Here is a 19,105-nt window from a genome sequence, read left to right as displayed (position 1 = left end):
ATTAATTTTCCCTATCATTAAATATACAGTTTTCTAACTTAATATTCAGAAAACTAATAAAGTTATAGGAGGAAGGAAAATGCCAAAAAAAGCTGGAAGTGTATTAGACCCTGCTAGTCCTCAAAAAAACTCTAAAAAAATGAAGAAAAGTGGAACTGAGCCACCACTTTACAACTATGAAGCTATCGCACAAAGCCCGGATTTTAAAGCTTTAAAGAAGAAAAAAAGAAACTTTATTATTCCAATCGCCGCTTTCTTTCTGCTATTTTATATTTCTTTACCGATTCTGACTTCTTATACAACGATATTGAATAAGCCTGCCATTGGAGATATTACATGGGTTTGGGTGTTTGCCTTCGCTCAGTTCATAATGACTTGGGCTTTATGTATGATTTACGTGAGCAAAGCTAATGGATTTGATAAAGATGCTGAAGCAATAATTGAGAAAGAAAAGGCTGGTGACTATGTATGAATATGAGTGGAGTTGGTCTAATATTTTTTGTAGGAATTGTAGCTTTAACCTTATTTGTAACATATATTGCCTCCAAAAGAACAAACTCTGCAAGTGAATTTTACACAGCAGGTGGAGGATTAACTGGCTGGCAAAACGGTATAGCCATTGCTGGAGATTACCTCTCCGCTGCATCGTTTCTTGGGATTGCTGGTGCTATTGCTCTCTTTGGATTTGACGGTTTCTTCTACAGTATAGGTTACTTAGTAGCATACTTAGTAGTTCTTTATATTGTTGCCGAGCCACTTCGAAACCTTGGACGCTACACGCTTGCAGATATGATTACAGCACGCTTCAACCAAAAGAAAGTTCGAGGGGCCGCAGCGATAAGTACAATTACGATTGTTTTGTTTTATATGATTGCACAGCTTGTTGGTGCAGGGGCACTTATACAATTATTACTAGGCATTGACTATTGGGTTGCTGTATTAATCGTAGGTACTATGATGACAATCTATGTTCTTTGGGGTGGAATGGCAGCTACGAGTTGGGTACAAATTATCAAAGCAGTTCTGTTAATGATTGGGACGGTTGTCATTTCATTTTTAGTATTATTGGAGTTCAACTTTAATATATTTGGAATGTTCACCGAAATGAAAACGGTTACAGCACAAGGTGAAAATTACTTAAATCCTGGTGTCAAATATACGAATGGCTTGGATACCATTTCTATGATGATTGCTTTAGTTTTAGGTACTGCTGGCTTGCCGCATATCCTTATGCGCTTCTTCACTGTAAAAGATGCAAAGACAGCTCGCTCTTCTGTTGTATATGCCACTTGGATTGTAGGTATCTTCTATGTGCTTACTATTTTCTTAGGCTTCGGGGCTGCGTATTTTGTAGGTGCTAGTGACATTATGGCAGCAAACTCGGCAGGAAACATGGCAGCGCCATTACTAGCAAAAGCACTTGGCGGAGACTTTCTCATGTCCTTCGTGTCTGCAGTAGCCTTCGCAACCATTCTTGCTGTTGTAGCAGGCCTTGTTTTATCAGGGGCATCTGCATTTGCTCATGATATTTATGGACAAATTATCAAAAAAGGTAAAGCAACAGAAAAAGAGCAAATGAAAGCCGCTCGTCTTGCATCTGTTGGAGTTTCTGTACTTTCTATCATACTAGCTTTAGGTGCGCAGACGATGAACGTAGCATTTCTAGTTTCTCTTGCTTTCTGTATTGCGGCGAGTGCTAATTTACCTGTTATCATCTACACCATCTATTGGAAAAAATTTAACACTACTGGTGCTATGACTGCGATTATTACAGGTCTGGTAACTGCTTTAGTATTAGTTTCATTGAGTCCAAACCTATGGGGAACAGACGGCACACATCTTTTCAATGGCACTGCTCTTTTCTCATTGACTAACCCCGCAATTATTTCAGTACCAGCCGGCTTTTTAGGTGGATTTGTAGGTGCCTTGATTGGTGCCAGGGCAGATCAGAAAAAATATGCTGAGGTGGATGTCAAAGCAAATATTGGTTTAAAATAATGAAAAGGCGAAGAGATAAAACTCTTCGCCTTTCTTTATTGTCTTAACGTGCGTCAGGAAATATACGATCAACTGTATCACGGAATTCATCAAAGAACCCTTCTACTGGTTCACCTTCTCTGATCTTTGTTCCGTACTCTTCCATTTTACCAACAAAATCAGGATCTAAAGAAACGTATACGTTTTCAAAGGTTAAATTACCTTTACCTTCTTTGGCTTTATCAGAAATACGAGTTTTTATATCCTCGCTCTCTTTCACTCCGTCCTTTAGCCTTACTGCAACATACGCATTTGTGTCCGTCACTAATACGTGAGCCGCATCCACTTCATCCAGTTCCGCAACTTTTGCTGCCACATCATCTGCTACATCAACTTTTTGGTCACCATTAGTGGAAACATCTTTTCCTTTTTCATCTCCAATATCTCCGTCATTACCAGTGTCAACAGTTGCATTTGGATCCATATTCTCATCTTTGTTTGTATCTGTTGTCGTTGTATCGGTTGTTGTGTCATCCTTCTTATCATCATTTCCACAGGCTGTTAGAAAACCGATTATAAGAATAGCAATTAATATTTTCATTTTTTTAATCATTTTATTTTCTCCTTTTCAATAAATTATTACAGTTGTATGATGTGAATTAATCTACACAATATACACCCAAACAAAAAAATAGATTATTTAAATAATTTAAAATATACAAGTTATAATCTGTTATAATTTTTAGAGATGAAGAATTCTAACCTTTTCTAAACTGATAATATAGTTAAAAATTTTCTTTTAGCAGCGTTATTACTTATCTATTTACTATGCAAAAAAAAATATAAAAGAGGTGTTGTTATGAATACTGTTCTATTGGAAAGCTTAGAAGCTAGCTACGACGACATGGTAACGATTAGAAGGTATTTACATATGCATCCTGAGGTATCCTTTCAAGAAGTACAAACTGCTAAATATATTCAAGAATTTTATTTACAGCTTGGTATACCTTTCGATGCCAATATCGGTGGAAATGGTGTCGTGGCAAGAGTTAAAGGCTCAAAGACTGGAAAGACTATTGCTCTACGGGCCGACTTTGACGCTCTACCTATTCAAGATGAAAAGGATGTTCCATACAAATCTACCGTTCCAGGTGTAATGCATGCCTGTGGTCATGATGGACACACTGCTGCTTTACTTATACTTGCCCGTACACTCAATGAGATAAAGGAAGAACTTAGCGGAGAATATGTATTTATACATCAACATGCGGAGGAATATGCTCCAGGTGGAGCGAAGCCAATGATTGAGGCTGGTTGTTTAAAAAATGTAGATGTGATTTTTGGTACACATTTGTGGTCTCAAACACCTCTTGGTACGGTCGCCTACCGTTCTGGTCCTATCATGGCTGCAGCTGATCGTTTTATCATTAAAATTCAAGGTCGCGGTGGTCACGGTGCTAATCCGCATGATACGAAAGACGCCATCCTAGTTGCTTCTCAGCTAGTAGTAAATTTACAGCAAATAGTCTCTAGAAGAGTTAATCCCACGGAGTCTGCTGTCCTTTCTGTCGGCTCATTTGTGGCCGACAATGCATTTAACATTATAGCCGATTCCGTAAAATTGAGTGGGACCATAAGAACATTTACACCTATTGTAAGAGACTTAATGGAAAATGAGTTACGACGTGTGTTGGAAGGCACTTGTATGACAGCTGACTGCACTTATACGCTCACATACGAAAGAGGTTACCCTCCAGTTATTAACCATAAAGAAGAAACAGAATATCTTTCCTTAATAGCTAGACAGATTCCTGATGTTAAAGAAGTAGTAGAATCTGATCTTTTAATGATTGGCGAAGATTATGGATACTACCTTGAACAGATCCCAGGAACATTTTTCTTTACTGGAGCGATGCCCAATGGAGATGTATATCCTCATCATAGTCCAAAGTTTGACTTTAACGAGAAGGCGATGCTAACAGCAGCTAAAACTTTGGGGCTAGCAGCTATTAGCTACCAGGAACAATAAATGTAAGTAAAAAACTTTGCCTAAAGCAAAGTTTTTTTAAATAAATTTTTAGCAGATCAGCTCAATAGTTTTAAAATTTCCAATTTTCGATACAACACGTTAAAATATAAAAGAATGGGTAATGTTAAAAAAATTACCATTTAATGAAACTTTTCCAACGTTAATTACGTAAAATTAATTAAATTCAGAAATTAGGGAGGTTTGTTTATTAATGGCTATTAATCTAGTAAAGGGACAAAAGATCGACCTTACTAAAGGAAGATCTTCCTTAAAGAGTGTAATGGTAGGACTCGGCTGGGATCCTGTCAGTCAAAAGAGTGGTGGGTTTTTAGGAGGTCTTTTTGGTGGAGGTTCTAGTGGTGCTGCAATAGACTGCGATGCTTCTGTTCTGCTTTTAAATGAAAATAATAAGCTCTCGTCTAAACAACAATTAATATATTTCGGAAACAAAAGTTCTAATAATGGAAGCGTCGTACATACCGGTGACAACCGTACCGGAGCTGGGGATGGAGACGATGAAATTATCAACGTAAACCTTAAAACGGTTCCAAGTTCCGTTCATAAGCTATTGTTTGTCGTTAATATTTATCAAGCAAAACAACGTAAACAAGACTTTGGCTTGATTAAAAATGCATTTATTCGTTTAGTAGACAATGATACAAAACAAGAACTGGTGCACTATAATCTATCAGACAATTATTCTGGAAAAACTTCACTTTTCCTAGGTGAACTGTATCGCGCTGGAGAAGAGTGGAAATTCTCTGCAATTGGAGAAGGAACAACCGACTCTGATATTACATCTATTGCAAACAAATATTTTTAAGGAGTGTTAAATAAATATGGCTATTAATTTATCAAAAGGACAAAAGGTAGACTTAACCAAAACTAATCCAGGCTTAACAAATATTATTGTTGGACTAGGATGGGATACTAACAAATATGACGGTCGCAACGATTTCGACTTAGACTCATCCGTCTTCCTATTAAACGGTAGTGGAAAATGCAACTCTGAAGCTGATTTTATTTTTTATAATAATACTTCAGGTAGTAATGGGGCAGTAGTTCATACTGGAGATAATCGAACTGGTGAAGGCGACGGCGATGACGAGCAAGTTAACATTGAACTGACAAAGGTCTCAAGCTCAATTGAAAAAATTGCATTTAGCATTACTATTCATGATGCAGACTCTAGAGGACAAAATTTTGGTCAAGTAAATAATTCATATGTACGAATTGTCAATGCGGACACTCAGGAAGAACTTATCCGTTACGACCTGGGAGAAGATTTCTCTATTGAAACAGCTGTCGTTGTAGGTGAATTATATCGCCACAATAACGAATGGAAATTTAATGCAATTGGAAGCGGCTATCAAGGAGGGTTAGGAGCTTTAGTTTCTGACTTTGGCTTAAACTAGTTAAATCTTTTCTAAAGCAAGGGTCTTTTTCCTTGCTTTTTTTTTACAAAAAGTAAATTTCATAGAATTTGGGTGACCTATAGCCCCTTCTTCATTTAAGGAGTGATTACCATGAGACATTTTAAGGGTTTGAGTGAAAATGAGATTAATAATTTTTTTCATATACCCCCTAACGAATTTTCGAAAACGACGGATAAGCTAAAATTGGGGATTGCACTAGGAGCTACTTTATATATCCCTGGCCTTATGAGTAATTTCTCCTTAAAGTTCGTTGAGAACTCTTTTGAAAATCTCACTAGCGGAATTATTTGTTTAGAGGATTCTATTTCAGACAACGATTTAATAGAAGCAGAAAATAATGTAGTGGAACAGTTACGCACGTTGGCAGAAGCAATCGAGGAACATTCAAGCTTACAGAATAACCTACCCCTACTATTTTTAAGAATTCGGAATACAGAACAGTTACTTAGGCTTTCTCGAGAGTTGGGAAACAGTCTTGGACTCATTACTGGTATTGTCTTTCCTAAATGTAATTCTAATAATGCTTCAGATTTCTTTTCATGCCTGGAATCTTTAAATAAAGAAAAATCCTTTTCGCTATACGGTCTACCTATTATCGAAACAAAAGAAATTATTTATAAAGAATCTCGACAAGAGGAGCTCCAAAAGCTATATGCAATATTCCTGCATTATGAACGTCTAATCTTAACGATTAGAGTTGGAGCAACAGATTTTTCTAGCCTCTTTAGCCTTAGACGCCCTTACAATCGAACTGTTTACCAACTACAGTTGATCGTAGATTGTTTGACAGAAATTCTAAATACTTTCAACAGATATGATAATAACTTTATAATTTCTGGTCCAGTATTTGAATACTTTGATACTAAAAGCGAGAAGATTTTATTTGAAGAGGTGCAATTGGACCTTTTGAATGGTTTCTATGGTAAAACATGCATTCATCCAAACCAAATAGACATCGTTAACGCTGTGTATCCTGTTTCTAAAGAAACTTTTGACGATGCTAGCATGATTGCAGGAAATCGATATGTAACTAATGGAGTTTTAAGAAGCCCTACTAAAAATAAAATGAATGAGGTAAAGCCTCATTATAGTTGGGCTATAAAAATACTAGCGCAAGCAGAGATATATGGGGTGCTAAATGAAAATGTTACCACACACGACTTTATCGGCTACATCAAGAACTTATAATTTACATGGAAATTTAAAGCTAACCATTGAGATTCAAAATAATCCGTATAACCTTTCACCAGAGCAACTTTTTGAAATGGGAGTAAGAATAAATAAAAAGAGGCAATTTCTATTTATTAGTCGCCTTCTCGGGAAGCACTTGGCAGTAGACCCTTCCCTTTCACTAGGTACGGGAACAGTTCTTGCTTCTATGTTAATGGAGAACGAAGGTTTATCTTCTCATCCTCAGTTAATGGATATTATTCATATGATTGATTCAGGGAAGCCTGACCGTGAACTTAGCCTAAGCTCTTTAAAATATAAAGTAAGATTACCGACAAATACGGTCTTTATAGGCTTCGCAGAAACTGCCACCGGATTAGGTCATGCTGTTTTTAATCATTTTGAGGAGGCGCAGTATATTCATACTACGCGAGAAGATATCGTCAATCTCACCCCTTCTTTTGTTTTTGAAGAAGAGCACTCACATGCTACCTCTCACCGAGTATACGCTTCTGAGAATTCGTTAAAAGGAGCAGAGACGATTGTGCTGATTGATGACGAGATAACCTCTGGCCTCACACTTTCCAACTTAATAATATCCTTAAATAAAAAGTTCCCAAAAAAACAATTTAAAATTTTATCTATTCTGGATTGGAGAAGTCTTGAGAATAAAAACAATTTTCACAGCCTAATGAATAAGCACGGGATTCATGCGGAAATAATTTCAATTCTCTCCGGTCAATTCACATTGCATAATACAGAGATAATCCATGAGGATATCATACCTTACCTAAAAGGTAGAGAAGACTTCAATCTACCTTTAGAAGATGACTTTTCCTCTCAGTATACCGCTCCTTATTTTAGCGAGCATGCTATTTATAGCAATTTTACTGGTAGATTTGGTCTTACGAGTGAAAACCATGCAGCGATAAATGATTGGATACATAAATTGCTTGATACGCTGAAACTTGATAGGAATAAGCCAACGCTTGTTATAGGTTTAGGAGAAAATATTTATATTCCATGTCGTATTGCTCTCGCATTAGGTAAACACACTAAGATACAAACAACGACTCGTAGCCCGATTTTTGCCAAAGATAAAGAAAACTATCCTATTAAAAACAAGTGTAAATTTATATTGCCTGACTCTAACAATATTGAACAATACTTATATAACCTTACAGAGCATGAATTTGAACAAATCTTAGTGGTGGCCGAGTCTGTTAAAAACAAGGATACCTGGTCTCCGTTACTGAACTACTTACAAAGCAAGGGTCCCGTTACATGGTTATCCCTTACAGCTCCAACTAAAAGAGGTGGAATAAATGATGCTTAAAACTGCCGATTTAGTAAAAACAAGCTACTCGCCTGAAGATATAACCTTCCTCTTAAAGGATATGTCCAAAATTCAGATTGAATCCAATGTAGACACTCGAGAAAAGGCATTTTCTTTAGGACATCATTATTCTGAGTCTTTACCTATAGAATATCGCCCATCCGAAGAGTATCTTCGTTTATACAATCAGGCTATGCTTCAACTTTCCAGCTATGTAGCTCAATTAGTAGGCATTGTCACCAGACGCGTCCATAAATATGCCAAAACGGATCACGTCGTCATTGTTTCTTTGGCGCGTGCCGGAAGCCCAGTAGGGATTTTAATGAGAAGATATGCCCGGTCATTTTTAGACTTAGACTGGCCACATTTTAGTGTGTCCATTTTAAGAGGAAAAGGGATTGACGAAAATGCTATTAAAACAATTCGTGAGTTATATCCTAATTATCACTTACAATTTGTAGATGGTTGGACTGGAAAAGGTGCTATTCAAAAAGAATTGACCAAGTCTATTCAAAAATTGAATCAGCAGGGTCTACATCTAAATGATGACCTTGCAGTCCTTTCCGATCCAGGGGGATGTGCAACTCTATATAGTACAAGAGAGGATATTCTTATACCGAATGCTTTTTTAAATTCCACAGTATCTGGTTTAATCAGTAGAACTATTTTAAATAACTCTTTTCAGTCGCCAGAAGATTACCATGGGGCCAAGTATTATGCTGATCTTGAGGAGGAAGATGTATCAAATGCTTTCGTAAATCAAATCTCTGCACACTTTTTGGCTCAAGAGAAAGCTATCTTAGCGCGGTCAAAAGAATTCCCTATTAAGAATGAAAGAACATGGTTAGGCATGCAGGTAGCTCAGGAAATAGCACATAAATATTACAAAAACTCTGACCTAACCAAAGTGAAGCCTAGCGTTGGAGAAACTACCAGAACGTTATTAAGGAGAAAGCCATACAAAATTCTATTAAGAGATGAAAGTGATGAAGCTGTTAAGCATATTTTAAGCTTATGCCAAGAAAAAAATATACCTATCGAAATAATTCCTGACCTTTATTATCGTGCTATCGGTCTTATAGAATCGGAGGAACTAATATGACTATTCTATTTGCAAGCGATTTAGACCGTACACTTATATATAGTAAAAAATCTAGAGGACACGAAGTAAGTGAACATGATTTAGCTATAGTCGAATGGCGCGAGAATAATCCCGCTGCATTTATGACCAAGGAGGGGCTGGAAATTTTCAAGGAACTTTCCTCCTCGATTGAATTTTTACCGGTTACTACTCGAACCAATAAACAATATGAACGTTTATTTGGATTATATAATCCACAGGAAAAACCGACATATTCTATTGTCTCCAATGGAGCCGTAATATTAGAGAACGGAAGGCCGATCCCTGAGTGGTCGGATAAAGTAAAGGAGGAGCTTGAGGCAGACTGTACATCAATTCCTCACGTTCTTTCACAAATAGAACCTTATATCCAAAGAGGTTCCATCTTGAACTCCTTACAGGCAGAGAACTGGTTTGTATATATGATTATCGATGAAGACAGGTTTACTGTTGAGGATTTTGAAGACCTTTCCCAACTATTTTTCAAACAAGGATTCACCTTGTCTAAACAAGGGAGAAAATTATACGTAATGCCTAATTGTATTAATAAATCGCTTGCACTGGAGTTTGTGACAGATCGTTTAGAGGCAGAAATTGTAATTGCAGCAGGCGATTCCTTGTTAGATTTAGATATGGTTTTGGGTGCTGATTATGGCTTTATCCCACAGCATGGGGAGGTTATTTTAAATAATAGGACCCTTCCCTCTCACGTTCAAATAACCGATCACACTGGTGTGTTGGCAGGTGAAGAAATAATTAAAAAAGTGTCTGAAATTTGTTATAATATGTATGAATAGGAGGTAAAACCCATGGTGAAGTTAAATCCAATAAGGATGCAGTCGTGGGATTCATCTAACATTGGGAAATGGCTAAAGAACTCTTTAGAGGATCCAAGTATAGTTACAATCGATCAAGATAGCCTGATGTATCCCCAGTTATTATGCCAATTTATTGGTGTCTCTTTAGATGAAGATGAATATTTTACTATTCTGCATACACAGATCAATGATTCTGATGGTAAGCTGATTAATCTTACTAATTCTCTTAATAAAGAAATTTCATCTGATAAACTACGTGCTATTAATCAGCTTTTTGAAATCCATCGACAAGAAAAAGGACTTTCCCCTAATCGAATGGTTGCATTTTTGGAAGGTCATTTCTTGCTACCAAGGCTCAATGATAATGATTTAAACAGACGTATAAGAATTGTCTTAATAGATTTATTAAAACAGCTCCAATCCAACTACGTCGAAGGGACTCAGCATCATGAATACCGACGGATAACGATTGACATGATTAAATGGATATTCAATCATGTCGAACCTGTTCTAGAAAAACTAGATTTTAAAACCGGTCTACCCGGTTTCCTTTGGTACGGTGATGCCACCCCTAGCGAGAGATGGTTTCTGAAATATTTAGCAGCTTATGGATTTCATATAGTAATATTCAATCCCTGTGATGAATCCTGGCCTAAGCAAATGTTTGGAATAGATGAGGAGCATTCCTTTAAATTCCCAAAAATCGCAAGTAAGCCAAGTGAATTTCCAAGTGAAATGCCTAAAATTGCTGGTACAGTTGCCTTTAAGGCTACTCAAGAGATAAATGAACTCTTACATCACGATGACTCCGGCCTATATAAGCCCTTTCAGTTTAAATCACATTCAATAAATTCCGTGAGGTTAAAAACTACCGAGGATGAGGCATTTTTAATAGCCAAAGAGCGCGCCATGATTAGACCTCACTTTCAGGTAAGTAATCAGCTAGTAACTATTCCTGTCGTCTTTGCAAAATACATGGGAATTGACCGCAATCGAAAGCGTTTTTGGAACAACGTTCATTCCTTAACCTCTCGAGAAGATACCCATGTAATTCGTCAATTTCCATTCACTAAGGAACAGAAAACAAATCCCTTGTTCCATTACCGCAATGCTTTAAGTTCAGATGGAACATTAAATCCAGAGATTATGAAAACTTCTAACTGGTGGTCTTATGGTAAATTGCCAACTGGTACACAAACAGCCATCGGTGAAGCCATAGCTAAGCATGTTCGTGATCCAATTCTTATCCCCCAAGGTAATGAATCATTTGAGGAACTGCAGCTATATGCATTTTCTCAATCCATGTATTTACCTAATTTTGTAATTCGTTTGTTTCAGACATTCGATTATCCTCAATTTGTCCCTACTATCTTCTTATATAACGAAGAAAAAGGACCGGAGTTGAGTAGAGCAGATGCAAACGCTTTATGTATGATGCATTATCTTGGTTTAGATATTATCTTAGTAAATCCTCAAGGACATTTGGATATCGAAAAGTGGGTCCAGGAAGGAATGTTTGATTTGCACTGGATGGATGATAGATCCTTCAATGAACCTTATAAGGAACAAAATGTTGTAAGTAAAATTTTCAAAAAATTTAGATGATATAGGGGCTGAAGTAATTTGGAACTACAAAAATTAGAATTGGAACAGAAAGAACAACTTTTAGAGGAAAGCAATGAACTTAAAACACAATTGAAGAGAGACCCTCAGGTTTTACAATTGGTGGCGAAAATTGACCCTAAAAATCAGGTGGAGTTATTAGAGTTTGGTCGCGAACCTGCCAATGAAATATCTGCTTTTACGGGCCGGATTTTAAACACAATAAAATCTAGTAGTATGGAAGAATCCAGCGAGCTTTTAAAACAGCTAGGTAAAATTATGGATAAGTTCGATAAAAAAGACTTTGTAGAAAAGCCATCACTCTTAACCAAAGTATTCAAAAAGGGTGAAAAGCTAATCGAAAAGCTCTTCAACAAATATCAAACAATGGGAAAAGAAATAGACAAAGTCTACATTGAAATTACGAAATATGAAAAAGAGATGAAAACGTCTACCCAAACGTTAGAAGACCTCTATGATAAAAACTTCAACTATTTTATGGAGCTAGAGAAATATATTGTTGCAGGGGAATTAAAGGTTAACCAATTACGTCAGCAACTCCCTACCCTGCAGGAAAAGGCGGAAAAAGGAGATCAGCTTGTTTTAATGGAATTGAACTCCCTGCAAAATGCTATTGAATTGCTGGATCAAAGAATTTATGACTTAGAAATGGCCAAACAGGTTGCATATCAGTCTGCCCCTCAAATTAGAATGCTACAACGTGGCAACACTAAGCTGATAGGAAAGATTAACTCTGCCTTTGTCACAACGATTCCTATATTTAAAACCGGGTTGATAAATGCTATTTCCGCAAAGAGACAAAATCTGGTCGCCCAATCCATGAGTGAATTAGATCGTCGCACAAACGAAATGCTGCTAAGAAATGCGAATGATATTTCTAAGCAGAGTGTAGAAATTGCTAAGCTGTCTGGTCAATCTAGCATTAAAATTGAAACTATTGAGCAAACGTGGGATACGATTATGCGAGGGATGAACGAAACAAAAGCAATTGAGGAAGAAAATCGCAAAATGAGGGAACAAGGTCGTCTTCGACTAGAGGAACTACAAAAGAAATATGAAGATGGTCAGAGGAAATAACTAATTGTCTAATACTATCTAATTTTAAGGAGGAATTTGAATGTCAGTTATTAACCTATCTAAAGGACAAAAGATTGATCTTACAAAAACGAATCCTGGATTAACAAAAATCATGGTTGGATTGGGTTGGGATACTAATCGCTATAGTGGTGGTCATGATTTTGACTTAGATGCCTCTGCTTTCTTAGTTGATCAAAATGGGAAAGCACTTAGCGACAAAAGTTTCATCTTCTATAATAATCTTCAAAGCGAGGACGGCTCCGTTGTTCATACTGGGGATAATCGAACAGGTGATGGTGATGGCGACGACGAACAATTGTTAGTTAACCTACGACAAGTGCCAAGCGCTGTGCATAGGGTAGTCTTCACTGTTACCATCCATGACGCAGACACGAGAAGTCAGAACTTTGGCCAGGTTTCAAATGCCTTTATTCGAATTGTAAACGACGAGACACACGAAGAAATAGTTCGATATGATTTGGGAGAAGACTTTTCAATTGAAACTGCTCTCGTGGTTGGGGAGATATACAGACACGGTAATGAATGGAAGTTTAATGCAATTGGGAGCGGTTTTCACGGCGGATTAGCCTCTTTAATTACAGAGTTTGGTCTCAACTAACCTATGTAATAAATAGCATCGCACCATGAAAGATTGGTCTAGAATCAACACAAAATAAGCGCTCCAGTCATCTGAATAATATAAGAAATCTCTCGAGTTCATTTGAAACTTGGGAGATTTTTGTTTAAAGCCCTTTTTATTTTTGGATTACCTAATATGGATCGAATAATATTATGTGATTTTCTTTTCTTATTTGTAGGGATATATATAGGTATTTGTAATTTTCTTATTATTCCTTAGTTTGATAAAATGAGATTAAGATGAAAATTCTAAAATTGAAGACTTTAGTTTAAACCAGTTAATACTTTATTCCTCTTCTATGTTGTGGACAATAGAGGTATTCAAAAGAAAGGAGTTTAAAACATGCGTAAAGATTTATCAGTAATTTTCCCTTCCTATCAATTATTTTCGGAATACCCTAATAATAAAGATAACAATTTCCTTACTTTTCATGATGCCCCTAATAATCAGTGGATACAAATCAATAAGGATGAAGTATCTTCTCGGGATTATGCACTACTCTCTTCTTTCTACACAGTAGTCGATTTAACGTTTCCTACTAATTATTCACTTTCCGAAAAATGGATTCGTTTCCTTCATGGTTCTGGTGAACTCCCTATTGAAGCTGGTACTGAACTTCGTATTATCCAACTTGTCATAAAGAATAGAGACTTTCTAAATGAAGATTTAACTAAGGCAGTCCAATTGTTTTTTGAAGATGCTGTGCAGCTGGTTTTCATCTCCAACGATAATGCCTTGCTTATTGAGCAAAAGTCTACTTATGTTCAATCTACAGAGGATCTTGCATCCTTTATCTTTGCTCTAGAAAGTGATTTCTTCATAAAAGCAGACCTCTTTGTAGGAAAGTTTAATACTGTAAACGAACAAACCCCTTCACGTTACACTTTGGAAAGAGAATGGTTCTCTAACGGTATCGTAAATTACTATCCCGGAAGAATTTATACGCTTGAAAATATATTCCCGACTATCTTAATAAAAGAAATGTCCGAGAGCTTAAGACAAATCATTCACCAAGAGGTGCTCATCCCTATTGAATTCGATACGGAGTTACTGCAAACCGTACAGGCTTTTTTTGAAAATGGCTTTAACGCCTCTATTACTTCAAAAAAATTACATATTCACCGAAACACCCTTCATTATAGACTATCTAAATTTCAAGAAATCACAGGTATATCAGTCCGTGACTTTGACGGGGCACTTATTGTATATTGCGCAAGCTTGCTCGTAAACTATGAATAACAACATGCACAATACATTTTATTAAATCTTGTGCATATCATCCATATCAACCATTATTTCCTATTGGTAATCTTAAAGAAAGGTAAAAACAATTTTAGGGGGATTACTAATGGAAAAAATGGTTCTTGAAAATATCTTTAAAATTTACGATGACACTTCAACTGCAGTTTCAGACTTTAATTTACATGTTCAGGACAAGGAATTTATCGTTCTTGTTGGTCCATCAGGCTGTGGTAAATCTACAACTCTTCGTATGATTGCTGGACTTGAAGAAATCTCTAAAGGTGAGCTTCGTATTGAGGGTAAGCTAATGAATAATGTTGCACCTAAAGACCGTGACATCGCAATGGTTTTCCAAAACTACGCTCTTTATCCACATATGTCTGTTTATGATAATATGGCCTTCGGATTAAAGCTAAGAAAATTTCCAAAAGCAGATATCGACAAGCGAGTGAAAAATGCAGCAGATATTTTGGGACTTGAGCCTCTTTTAAACAGAAAACCAAAAGCATTATCAGGCGGACAGCGCCAGCGTGTTGCACTTGGTCGTGCAATTGTTCGTGACGCAAAGCTCTTCCTAATGGATGAGCCTTTATCTAATCTAGATGCTAAATTACGTGTCCAAATGCGTGCTGAAATTATTAAGCTTCATCACCGTCTTAAAACAACTACTGTCTACGTTACGCATGACCAAACGGAAGCAATGACGATGGCTTCTCGTTTAGTAGTTATGAAGGACGGTCTCATTCAACAGGTGGGAACGCCAAAAGACGTTTATGAAAATCCTGAAAATGTATTTGTTGGAGGCTTCATCGGGTCACCTGCTATGAACTTCTTCCAAGGGCACGTAAAAGATGGTTATTTTATTGCTGGTGAGCATAAGATTAAGTTATCTCCAGAAAAGGCTTCCCTGTTAAATGGGCAAGGCTACAATGGGAAGGACGTTATATTCGGTATCCGCCCTGAACATATTTCTGCTGATCCAGAGGATCTTACTCGCACACCAGAATCTGTTGTAAATGCACATGTAGATGTATGCGAGTTAACTGGAGCAGAGTTCATGGTTTATTCTACTCTAGGAGAACAGCAGTACGTTGCTCGTATCAATGCAGATTCACTTTTAGAAACTGGGCAACACATCCAACTTACATTTGATATGTCAAAGGCACACTTCTTTGACAAGGAAACGGAAAGTCGTATTCGATAAAATCTTTGCCCACAGCCCATTAAAGGGGTGTGGGCTTTTATAATAGGTAGACCCTTAACCTTATACAACAATTATCTATAAAAAACTCTACTCAAAATAAAGAGCCTCGAAAACTTTACGACCTGGAAAAGTTTTCGGGGCTTCTATTCAAATTACCTATAGTTGTTTTCTGTTACATCGGACGCTTTCCGGGAGCACGGCATCTATCTCCTCGTCGCTTTGCTCCTGCTTAGGCTTTTATGCTCGCGCTGCTCCCCCAAGAGTCGCCGCCTCCTCTTTCAAACACATGCCCCAGCATTTTCTTATACTTTTTATTTTCTACCCCTAGTGTATGTCCTTGAGGCTTTATTCCTTAATGATAAACTCTTCCGATAACGGCACCATATTCTCCTTTATCTTCTTCCCTTCCCACGCAGTTACTTTTACTTGATAGCCTTTAATGTTTTTAGGCAACTTAAGCTTTGTGGACATTTTCATCATTTTACCTTTTGGGATTGTTCTTGAGCTTTGGTCTTGATCAACTACTTTTCCGTTTTCATCTATTAATTCCATTAGCACTAATATATCTTGATTTTTATTTCTAGTGTTAACAACCTCTACGGCAGCAGTAATCTTTTTTTCCTTTGTTAGCTTGTGTATTTCCTTTCCTTTCTCATCCTGGAATTTTACACTCACGTCCATTGCATATTCCGGATTCTCTGCTTGCTGCTCCCAATGGATACTATATACTTTCTTTGACTTACCATCTGTAGCAATGACTGTAATAGTAGAAACTTTTCCCTCATCAATAATATTTACCTTAGCTTCTGTTTGATTTGCTATAGCTTGTAAGCTTGATCTTTCTAGTTCCGGTAAGCTATATCGGCTCTTTCCTGGTGAGAAATCAGAAATAGCTCTTCCACCAATTAGAATAGATTTTAGCGTTGCATCTGTTTCGGGTACTGCAATCATTTGCAGCTTGTTGCCTAGTGCGTAATAAATGCTTCCGTTCATCCCTACCGCCATATTATTTATAAAGCGATCTACGATAACTTTATGTGACAGAGTTTCTGGATCAATAGCAACTAACTTTCGGGAAAGTGTAGTATAGAGCATTCCATCTGGTGCCCATTCTAGTCGGTAAGGTAGCCATTTACTGCTATTATATAAGCTTGGATGAATGGTTTTGCTCTTAACAACTTCCAGCGTTTCTGGATCTATCGCAAATATCGTCCCATCTACTATGCCCCATAGGTTACCATCTGGCCCAATAGAGATTTCTCCAATCATTCTCGGAGTTTCGTCTATTCCAGGAATAGTAGGTGTAAATTCTGCTATTTTTTGTGAAGTAGCTACATCCCAAACAAATATCTTAGCCTCTTTTGCTTTTGGGTCCAAGCCTAGCCCACCCCAAATGGACGTGCTACCATATAGTTTCCCGTCCTTATAGGCTAATCCAATAATACTTTGATCTTCTACTACATTTCTATATTGTGACCATTTACCAGTATTTTCATCAAATATGGCTAAAACTCCACCTAATACACCGTAATCTGGTACCGTACCGACAAATAGCTTATTATCTCCGGATGTCATCGTAAATGGTCTATCTTGATGGTCCGTTATATCATATTCAAGTTTAGGATTACTATTTAAATCTATATCCTTGCTTGGATCATAGCTATACATCATAGCCCCAACATAAGTTCCATAATATACTTTGTTGTTTAGAAAGCCGATACCTTCTGGTTGGGCAAAGGAAGGTATATTCACTTCTCTTTCATTGGTAAATGGGTTGTATATACTTAGTCCACGTTGGTAGCCACCCATATATAATTTGCCGTCTTGTCCAGCTTCTAGCGCCTGAATCTCTACGGATTGAGAGGCAATATTCATGTCAATAAACGTTATCTCATTATTGACCGGCTCATATAATATATATTCGCCATACTGCGTAATCATTGCAAGAACCGTCTCTCCATTGCTTAAAGTTATCCATGCCATATCTTTTACTCGGACTGTGTCAGGCAATAAAGGAATACCTTCAATTTCTTTTGTTTCATTTTTACTAGAATCGTACTGATACAATTTCTTTTCAAACTTAAAGTAAATTAAATTATTATCGTGTGGAGAAGGTTCTGAAATCATATTGCTGTAACTAAACTGATTAATCACTTCGTGCTTCTCTATATCTAGAACTAGCATAGTTACCGATCCAGCAGAAACAAAAAGCTTATCATTTACGATAAAAATGTTTTCTATCATTCCATCCAGACCTGAGTGACCATCAATTATAATTTCTTCTTTTTCCCCTGTTGATCTATCAATTTTTATCAAATGCTTTTTAGTACCTACTCCAACATAAATGGATTCGTCATCTACTCCAATACCTCTGGCATATTGCTGTCCTTCCTTCGCACTACCAAAGTTACGGAAAACACCGCTTTCTATGTCGTATTCAAATACACCTGCATGGGGATAAGTAGATCCATAAATCTTCCCGTCCGTTGTCCCTTCTAAATCCCATACCCAGTCATCAGATGGATTGACCCCTAATTCTTCTACTTTCTTCTCTTCGGGTAAATATCGATAAAGCTTACCATCCCCGGTCCCTGCAAAATACACATTTTGATCGGAACCGACAGTGATTGCCCATAAGGCTTCTGTTCCTTCTATTACTTTAGAAAATTTAAGCTCTCCTGTCTCCGCATTTAAAACAGAAAAGGTGCCCGGAAGGCCGTTAGAATGATAATATACCTCATTTTCTCCGAGACTGTTTTTTTGAATGACTGCTGCTTGTCCTAGCTGCACGTTAACCATTTCACCTAAATCGACTGGAGAAGCATATTCTCTTTCTAAAGGAATATCTTCCGCTGCTTGCTCCCAAGATACGTCGTCAAAGTAAGCTTCTGTTAAGCTAATTCCTCCTGAGTAGAAAGCTAATCTTGCATATGCTGCATTCATAGGAACCTCCGTGAAGACTTTTAGTTCTGCCCACTTGTTTTTAGGTAAGTTTCCGAATAACTCTGTTTTGACATTGTTTGTGAGCTTTCTATTATCTTTGTCGTAATAGTGCACCTCATACACAATATTATGAGTTTGCTTTACCACATTTGTCATGACCTTTGCAGTATAGGATTTACCTGGAATGACTGATACTCTGTCACTAAATATCCTACTACCTGCTTTGTCTGATTCGTCTTTAAAATGTAGGCTGTGAAGCCCTGTGTGAGAAATGGTGTTGATAATAGTTGCTGGAGTACTACTGTTATTTTCCATTGACCAGCCCGGTATAGTAGACGGGTCATTATTTGCCTCTTCAAATCCGGGGTTTCGTACCTCAATTGGCACTTCCTCCGCATGAGATATGGATAGAGGTGCAAAGTTCCCTAGTGCTACACTGGTGCAAATCACTGTAGTTATCATAATTTTCAAGAGCTTTTTCATTTCTTCT

The 19,105-nt window shown here is 37.2% G+C and carries 16 protein-coding genes; 14 read left to right on the top strand and 2 right to left on the bottom strand.

What is annotated here, in order from left to right; all coding sequences use genetic code 11:
• Positions 1 to 139: 139 nt before the first annotated feature.
• Entirely contained in the window at positions 140 to 472 is a 333-nt protein-coding gene (locus MKY94_RS01935; protein WP_154312363.1) for a DUF485 domain-containing protein, read from the top strand.
• A gap of 2 nt (positions 473 to 474) precedes the next feature.
• On the top strand, positions 475 to 1,998 hold the full coding sequence (locus MKY94_RS01930) for a sodium/solute symporter (RefSeq protein ID WP_154312364.1): 1,524 nt from the start codon (positions 475 to 477) through the stop codon (positions 1,996 to 1,998).
• A 43-nt stretch (positions 1,999 to 2,041) separates the two neighbouring features.
• Here MKY94_RS01930 and MKY94_RS01925 read toward each other — a convergent pair whose 3' ends face one another.
• Complete coding sequence (locus MKY94_RS01925; protein WP_144538495.1) at positions 2,042 to 2,590, bottom strand: YhcN/YlaJ family sporulation lipoprotein; 549 nt, start codon at positions 2,588 to 2,590, stop codon at positions 2,042 to 2,044.
• A gap of 246 nt (positions 2,591 to 2,836) precedes the next feature.
• On the opposite strand from MKY94_RS01925, the gene MKY94_RS01920 reads away from it, so the two are divergent.
• From MKY94_RS01920 to ugpC, 12 genes are all read left to right on the top strand, one after another.
• Positions 2,837 to 4,006, top strand: coding sequence for a M20 family metallopeptidase (locus MKY94_RS01920; protein ID WP_151111539.1), 1,170 nt, complete (start codon positions 2,837 to 2,839; stop codon positions 4,004 to 4,006).
• A gap of 211 nt (positions 4,007 to 4,217) precedes the next feature.
• Entirely contained in the window at positions 4,218 to 4,829 is a 612-nt protein-coding gene (locus MKY94_RS01915; RefSeq protein ID WP_144538493.1) for a TerD family protein, read from the top strand.
• Between the two features lie 16 nt (positions 4,830 to 4,845).
• Positions 4,846 to 5,421, top strand: a complete 576-nt coding sequence (locus tag MKY94_RS01910) for a TerD family protein (RefSeq protein WP_151111541.1) — start codon at positions 4,846 to 4,848, stop codon at positions 5,419 to 5,421.
• Positions 5,422 to 5,532: 111 nt separating this feature from the next.
• Positions 5,533 to 6,630, top strand: coding sequence for an HpcH/HpaI aldolase/citrate lyase family protein (locus MKY94_RS01905; protein ID WP_144538491.1), 1,098 nt, complete (start codon positions 5,533 to 5,535; stop codon positions 6,628 to 6,630).
• Positions 6,581 to 7,948: a phosphoribosyltransferase family protein gene (locus MKY94_RS01900; protein WP_342577912.1), complete on the top strand. Its 1,368-nt coding sequence runs from the start codon at positions 6,581 to 6,583 to the stop codon at positions 7,946 to 7,948. The genes MKY94_RS01905 and MKY94_RS01900 overlap by 50 nt, the downstream gene beginning before the upstream one ends.
• The gene (locus tag MKY94_RS01895) at positions 7,938 to 9,050 is read left to right on the top strand and encodes a cysteine protease StiP domain-containing protein (RefSeq protein WP_342577911.1); all 1,113 of its coding nucleotides are present in this window, start codon (positions 7,938 to 7,940) and stop codon (positions 9,048 to 9,050) included. Before MKY94_RS01900 ends, MKY94_RS01895 begins: the two co-directional genes overlap by 11 nt.
• Entirely contained in the window at positions 9,047 to 9,865 is an 819-nt protein-coding gene (locus MKY94_RS01890) for an HAD hydrolase family protein (RefSeq protein ID WP_151111544.1), read from the top strand. The genes MKY94_RS01895 and MKY94_RS01890 overlap by 4 nt, the downstream gene beginning before the upstream one ends.
• Positions 9,866 to 9,877: 12 nt before the next feature.
• A complete protein-coding gene (locus tag MKY94_RS01885; protein WP_144538489.1) occupies positions 9,878 to 11,491 on the top strand; it encodes a YceG family protein in 1,614 nt (537 codons plus the stop codon).
• Positions 11,492 to 11,509: 18 nt separating this feature from the next.
• Positions 11,510 to 12,586, top strand: a complete 1,077-nt coding sequence (locus MKY94_RS01880) for a toxic anion resistance protein (RefSeq protein WP_186318158.1) — start codon at positions 11,510 to 11,512, stop codon at positions 12,584 to 12,586.
• 40 nt (positions 12,587 to 12,626) lie between these two features.
• Positions 12,627 to 13,205 carry a TerD family protein gene (locus tag MKY94_RS01875; RefSeq protein ID WP_144538487.1) on the top strand — a complete coding sequence of 193 codons (579 nt, stop codon included), beginning with the start codon at positions 12,627 to 12,629 and terminating at the stop codon, positions 13,203 to 13,205.
• Positions 13,206 to 13,568: 363 nt separating this feature from the next.
• Positions 13,569 to 14,465 (top strand): helix-turn-helix domain-containing protein, encoded by an 897-nt coding sequence (locus tag MKY94_RS01870; RefSeq protein ID WP_144538486.1) that lies wholly within the window; start codon positions 13,569 to 13,571, stop codon positions 14,463 to 14,465.
• A 109-nt stretch (positions 14,466 to 14,574) separates the two neighbouring features.
• Entirely contained in the window at positions 14,575 to 15,672 is a 1,098-nt protein-coding gene (gene ugpC, locus MKY94_RS01865; protein ID WP_144538485.1) for a sn-glycerol-3-phosphate ABC transporter ATP-binding protein UgpC, read from the top strand.
• A gap of 345 nt (positions 15,673 to 16,017) precedes the next feature.
• Here the strand turns inward: ugpC and MKY94_RS01860 are convergent, their stop codons facing one another.
• The gene (locus MKY94_RS01860; protein ID WP_342577910.1) at positions 16,018 to 19,098 is read right to left on the bottom strand and encodes a hypothetical protein; all 3,081 of its coding nucleotides are present in this window, start codon (positions 19,096 to 19,098) and stop codon (positions 16,018 to 16,020) included.
• Positions 19,099 to 19,105 lie beyond the last annotated feature (7 nt).

The sequence above is a fragment of the Psychrobacillus sp. FSL K6-2843 genome, from assembly GCF_038626375.1.
Taxonomy (GTDB): Bacteria; Bacillota; Bacilli; order Bacillales_A; family Planococcaceae; genus Psychrobacillus; species Psychrobacillus faecigallinarum.
This window is presented reverse-complemented; position numbering and strand designations above follow the sequence as displayed.

What these genes read in the sequence shown, in the direction of transcription:
- MKY94_RS01895 (WP_342577911.1), top strand. Translation starts at nt 7,938, where the DNA reads ATGATGCTTAAAACTGCCGATTTAGTAAAAACAAGCTACTCGCCTGAA.
- MKY94_RS01890 (WP_151111544.1), top strand. Translation starts at nt 9,047, where the DNA reads ATGACTATTCTATTTGCAAGCGATTTAGACCGTACACTTATATATAGT.
- ugpC (WP_144538485.1), top strand. Translation starts at nt 14,575, where the DNA reads ATGGAAAAAATGGTTCTTGAAAATATCTTTAAAATTTACGATGACACT.
- MKY94_RS01910 (WP_151111541.1), top strand. Translation starts at nt 4,846, where the DNA reads ATGGCTATTAATTTATCAAAAGGACAAAAGGTAGACTTAACCAAAACT.
- MKY94_RS01935 (WP_154312363.1), top strand. Translation starts at nt 140, where the DNA reads ATGAAGAAAAGTGGAACTGAGCCACCACTTTACAACTATGAAGCTATC.
- MKY94_RS01905 (WP_144538491.1), top strand. Translation starts at nt 5,533, where the DNA reads ATGAGACATTTTAAGGGTTTGAGTGAAAATGAGATTAATAATTTTTTT.
- MKY94_RS01900 (WP_342577912.1), top strand. Translation starts at nt 6,581, where the DNA reads ATGAAAATGTTACCACACACGACTTTATCGGCTACATCAAGAACTTAT.
- MKY94_RS01930 (WP_154312364.1), top strand. Translation starts at nt 475, where the DNA reads ATGAGTGGAGTTGGTCTAATATTTTTTGTAGGAATTGTAGCTTTAACC.
- MKY94_RS01860 (WP_342577910.1), bottom strand. Translation starts at nt 19,098, where the DNA reads ATGAAAAAGCTCTTGAAAATTATGATAACTACAGTGATTTGCACCAGT.
- MKY94_RS01920 (WP_151111539.1), top strand. Translation starts at nt 2,837, where the DNA reads ATGAATACTGTTCTATTGGAAAGCTTAGAAGCTAGCTACGACGACATG.
- MKY94_RS01915 (WP_144538493.1), top strand. Translation starts at nt 4,218, where the DNA reads ATGGCTATTAATCTAGTAAAGGGACAAAAGATCGACCTTACTAAAGGA.
- MKY94_RS01875 (WP_144538487.1), top strand. Translation starts at nt 12,627, where the DNA reads ATGTCAGTTATTAACCTATCTAAAGGACAAAAGATTGATCTTACAAAA.
- MKY94_RS01925 (WP_144538495.1), bottom strand. Translation starts at nt 2,590, where the DNA reads ATGATTAAAAAAATGAAAATATTAATTGCTATTCTTATAATCGGTTTT.
- MKY94_RS01870 (WP_144538486.1), top strand. Translation starts at nt 13,569, where the DNA reads ATGCGTAAAGATTTATCAGTAATTTTCCCTTCCTATCAATTATTTTCG.
- MKY94_RS01885 (WP_144538489.1), top strand. Translation starts at nt 9,878, where the DNA reads ATGGTGAAGTTAAATCCAATAAGGATGCAGTCGTGGGATTCATCTAAC.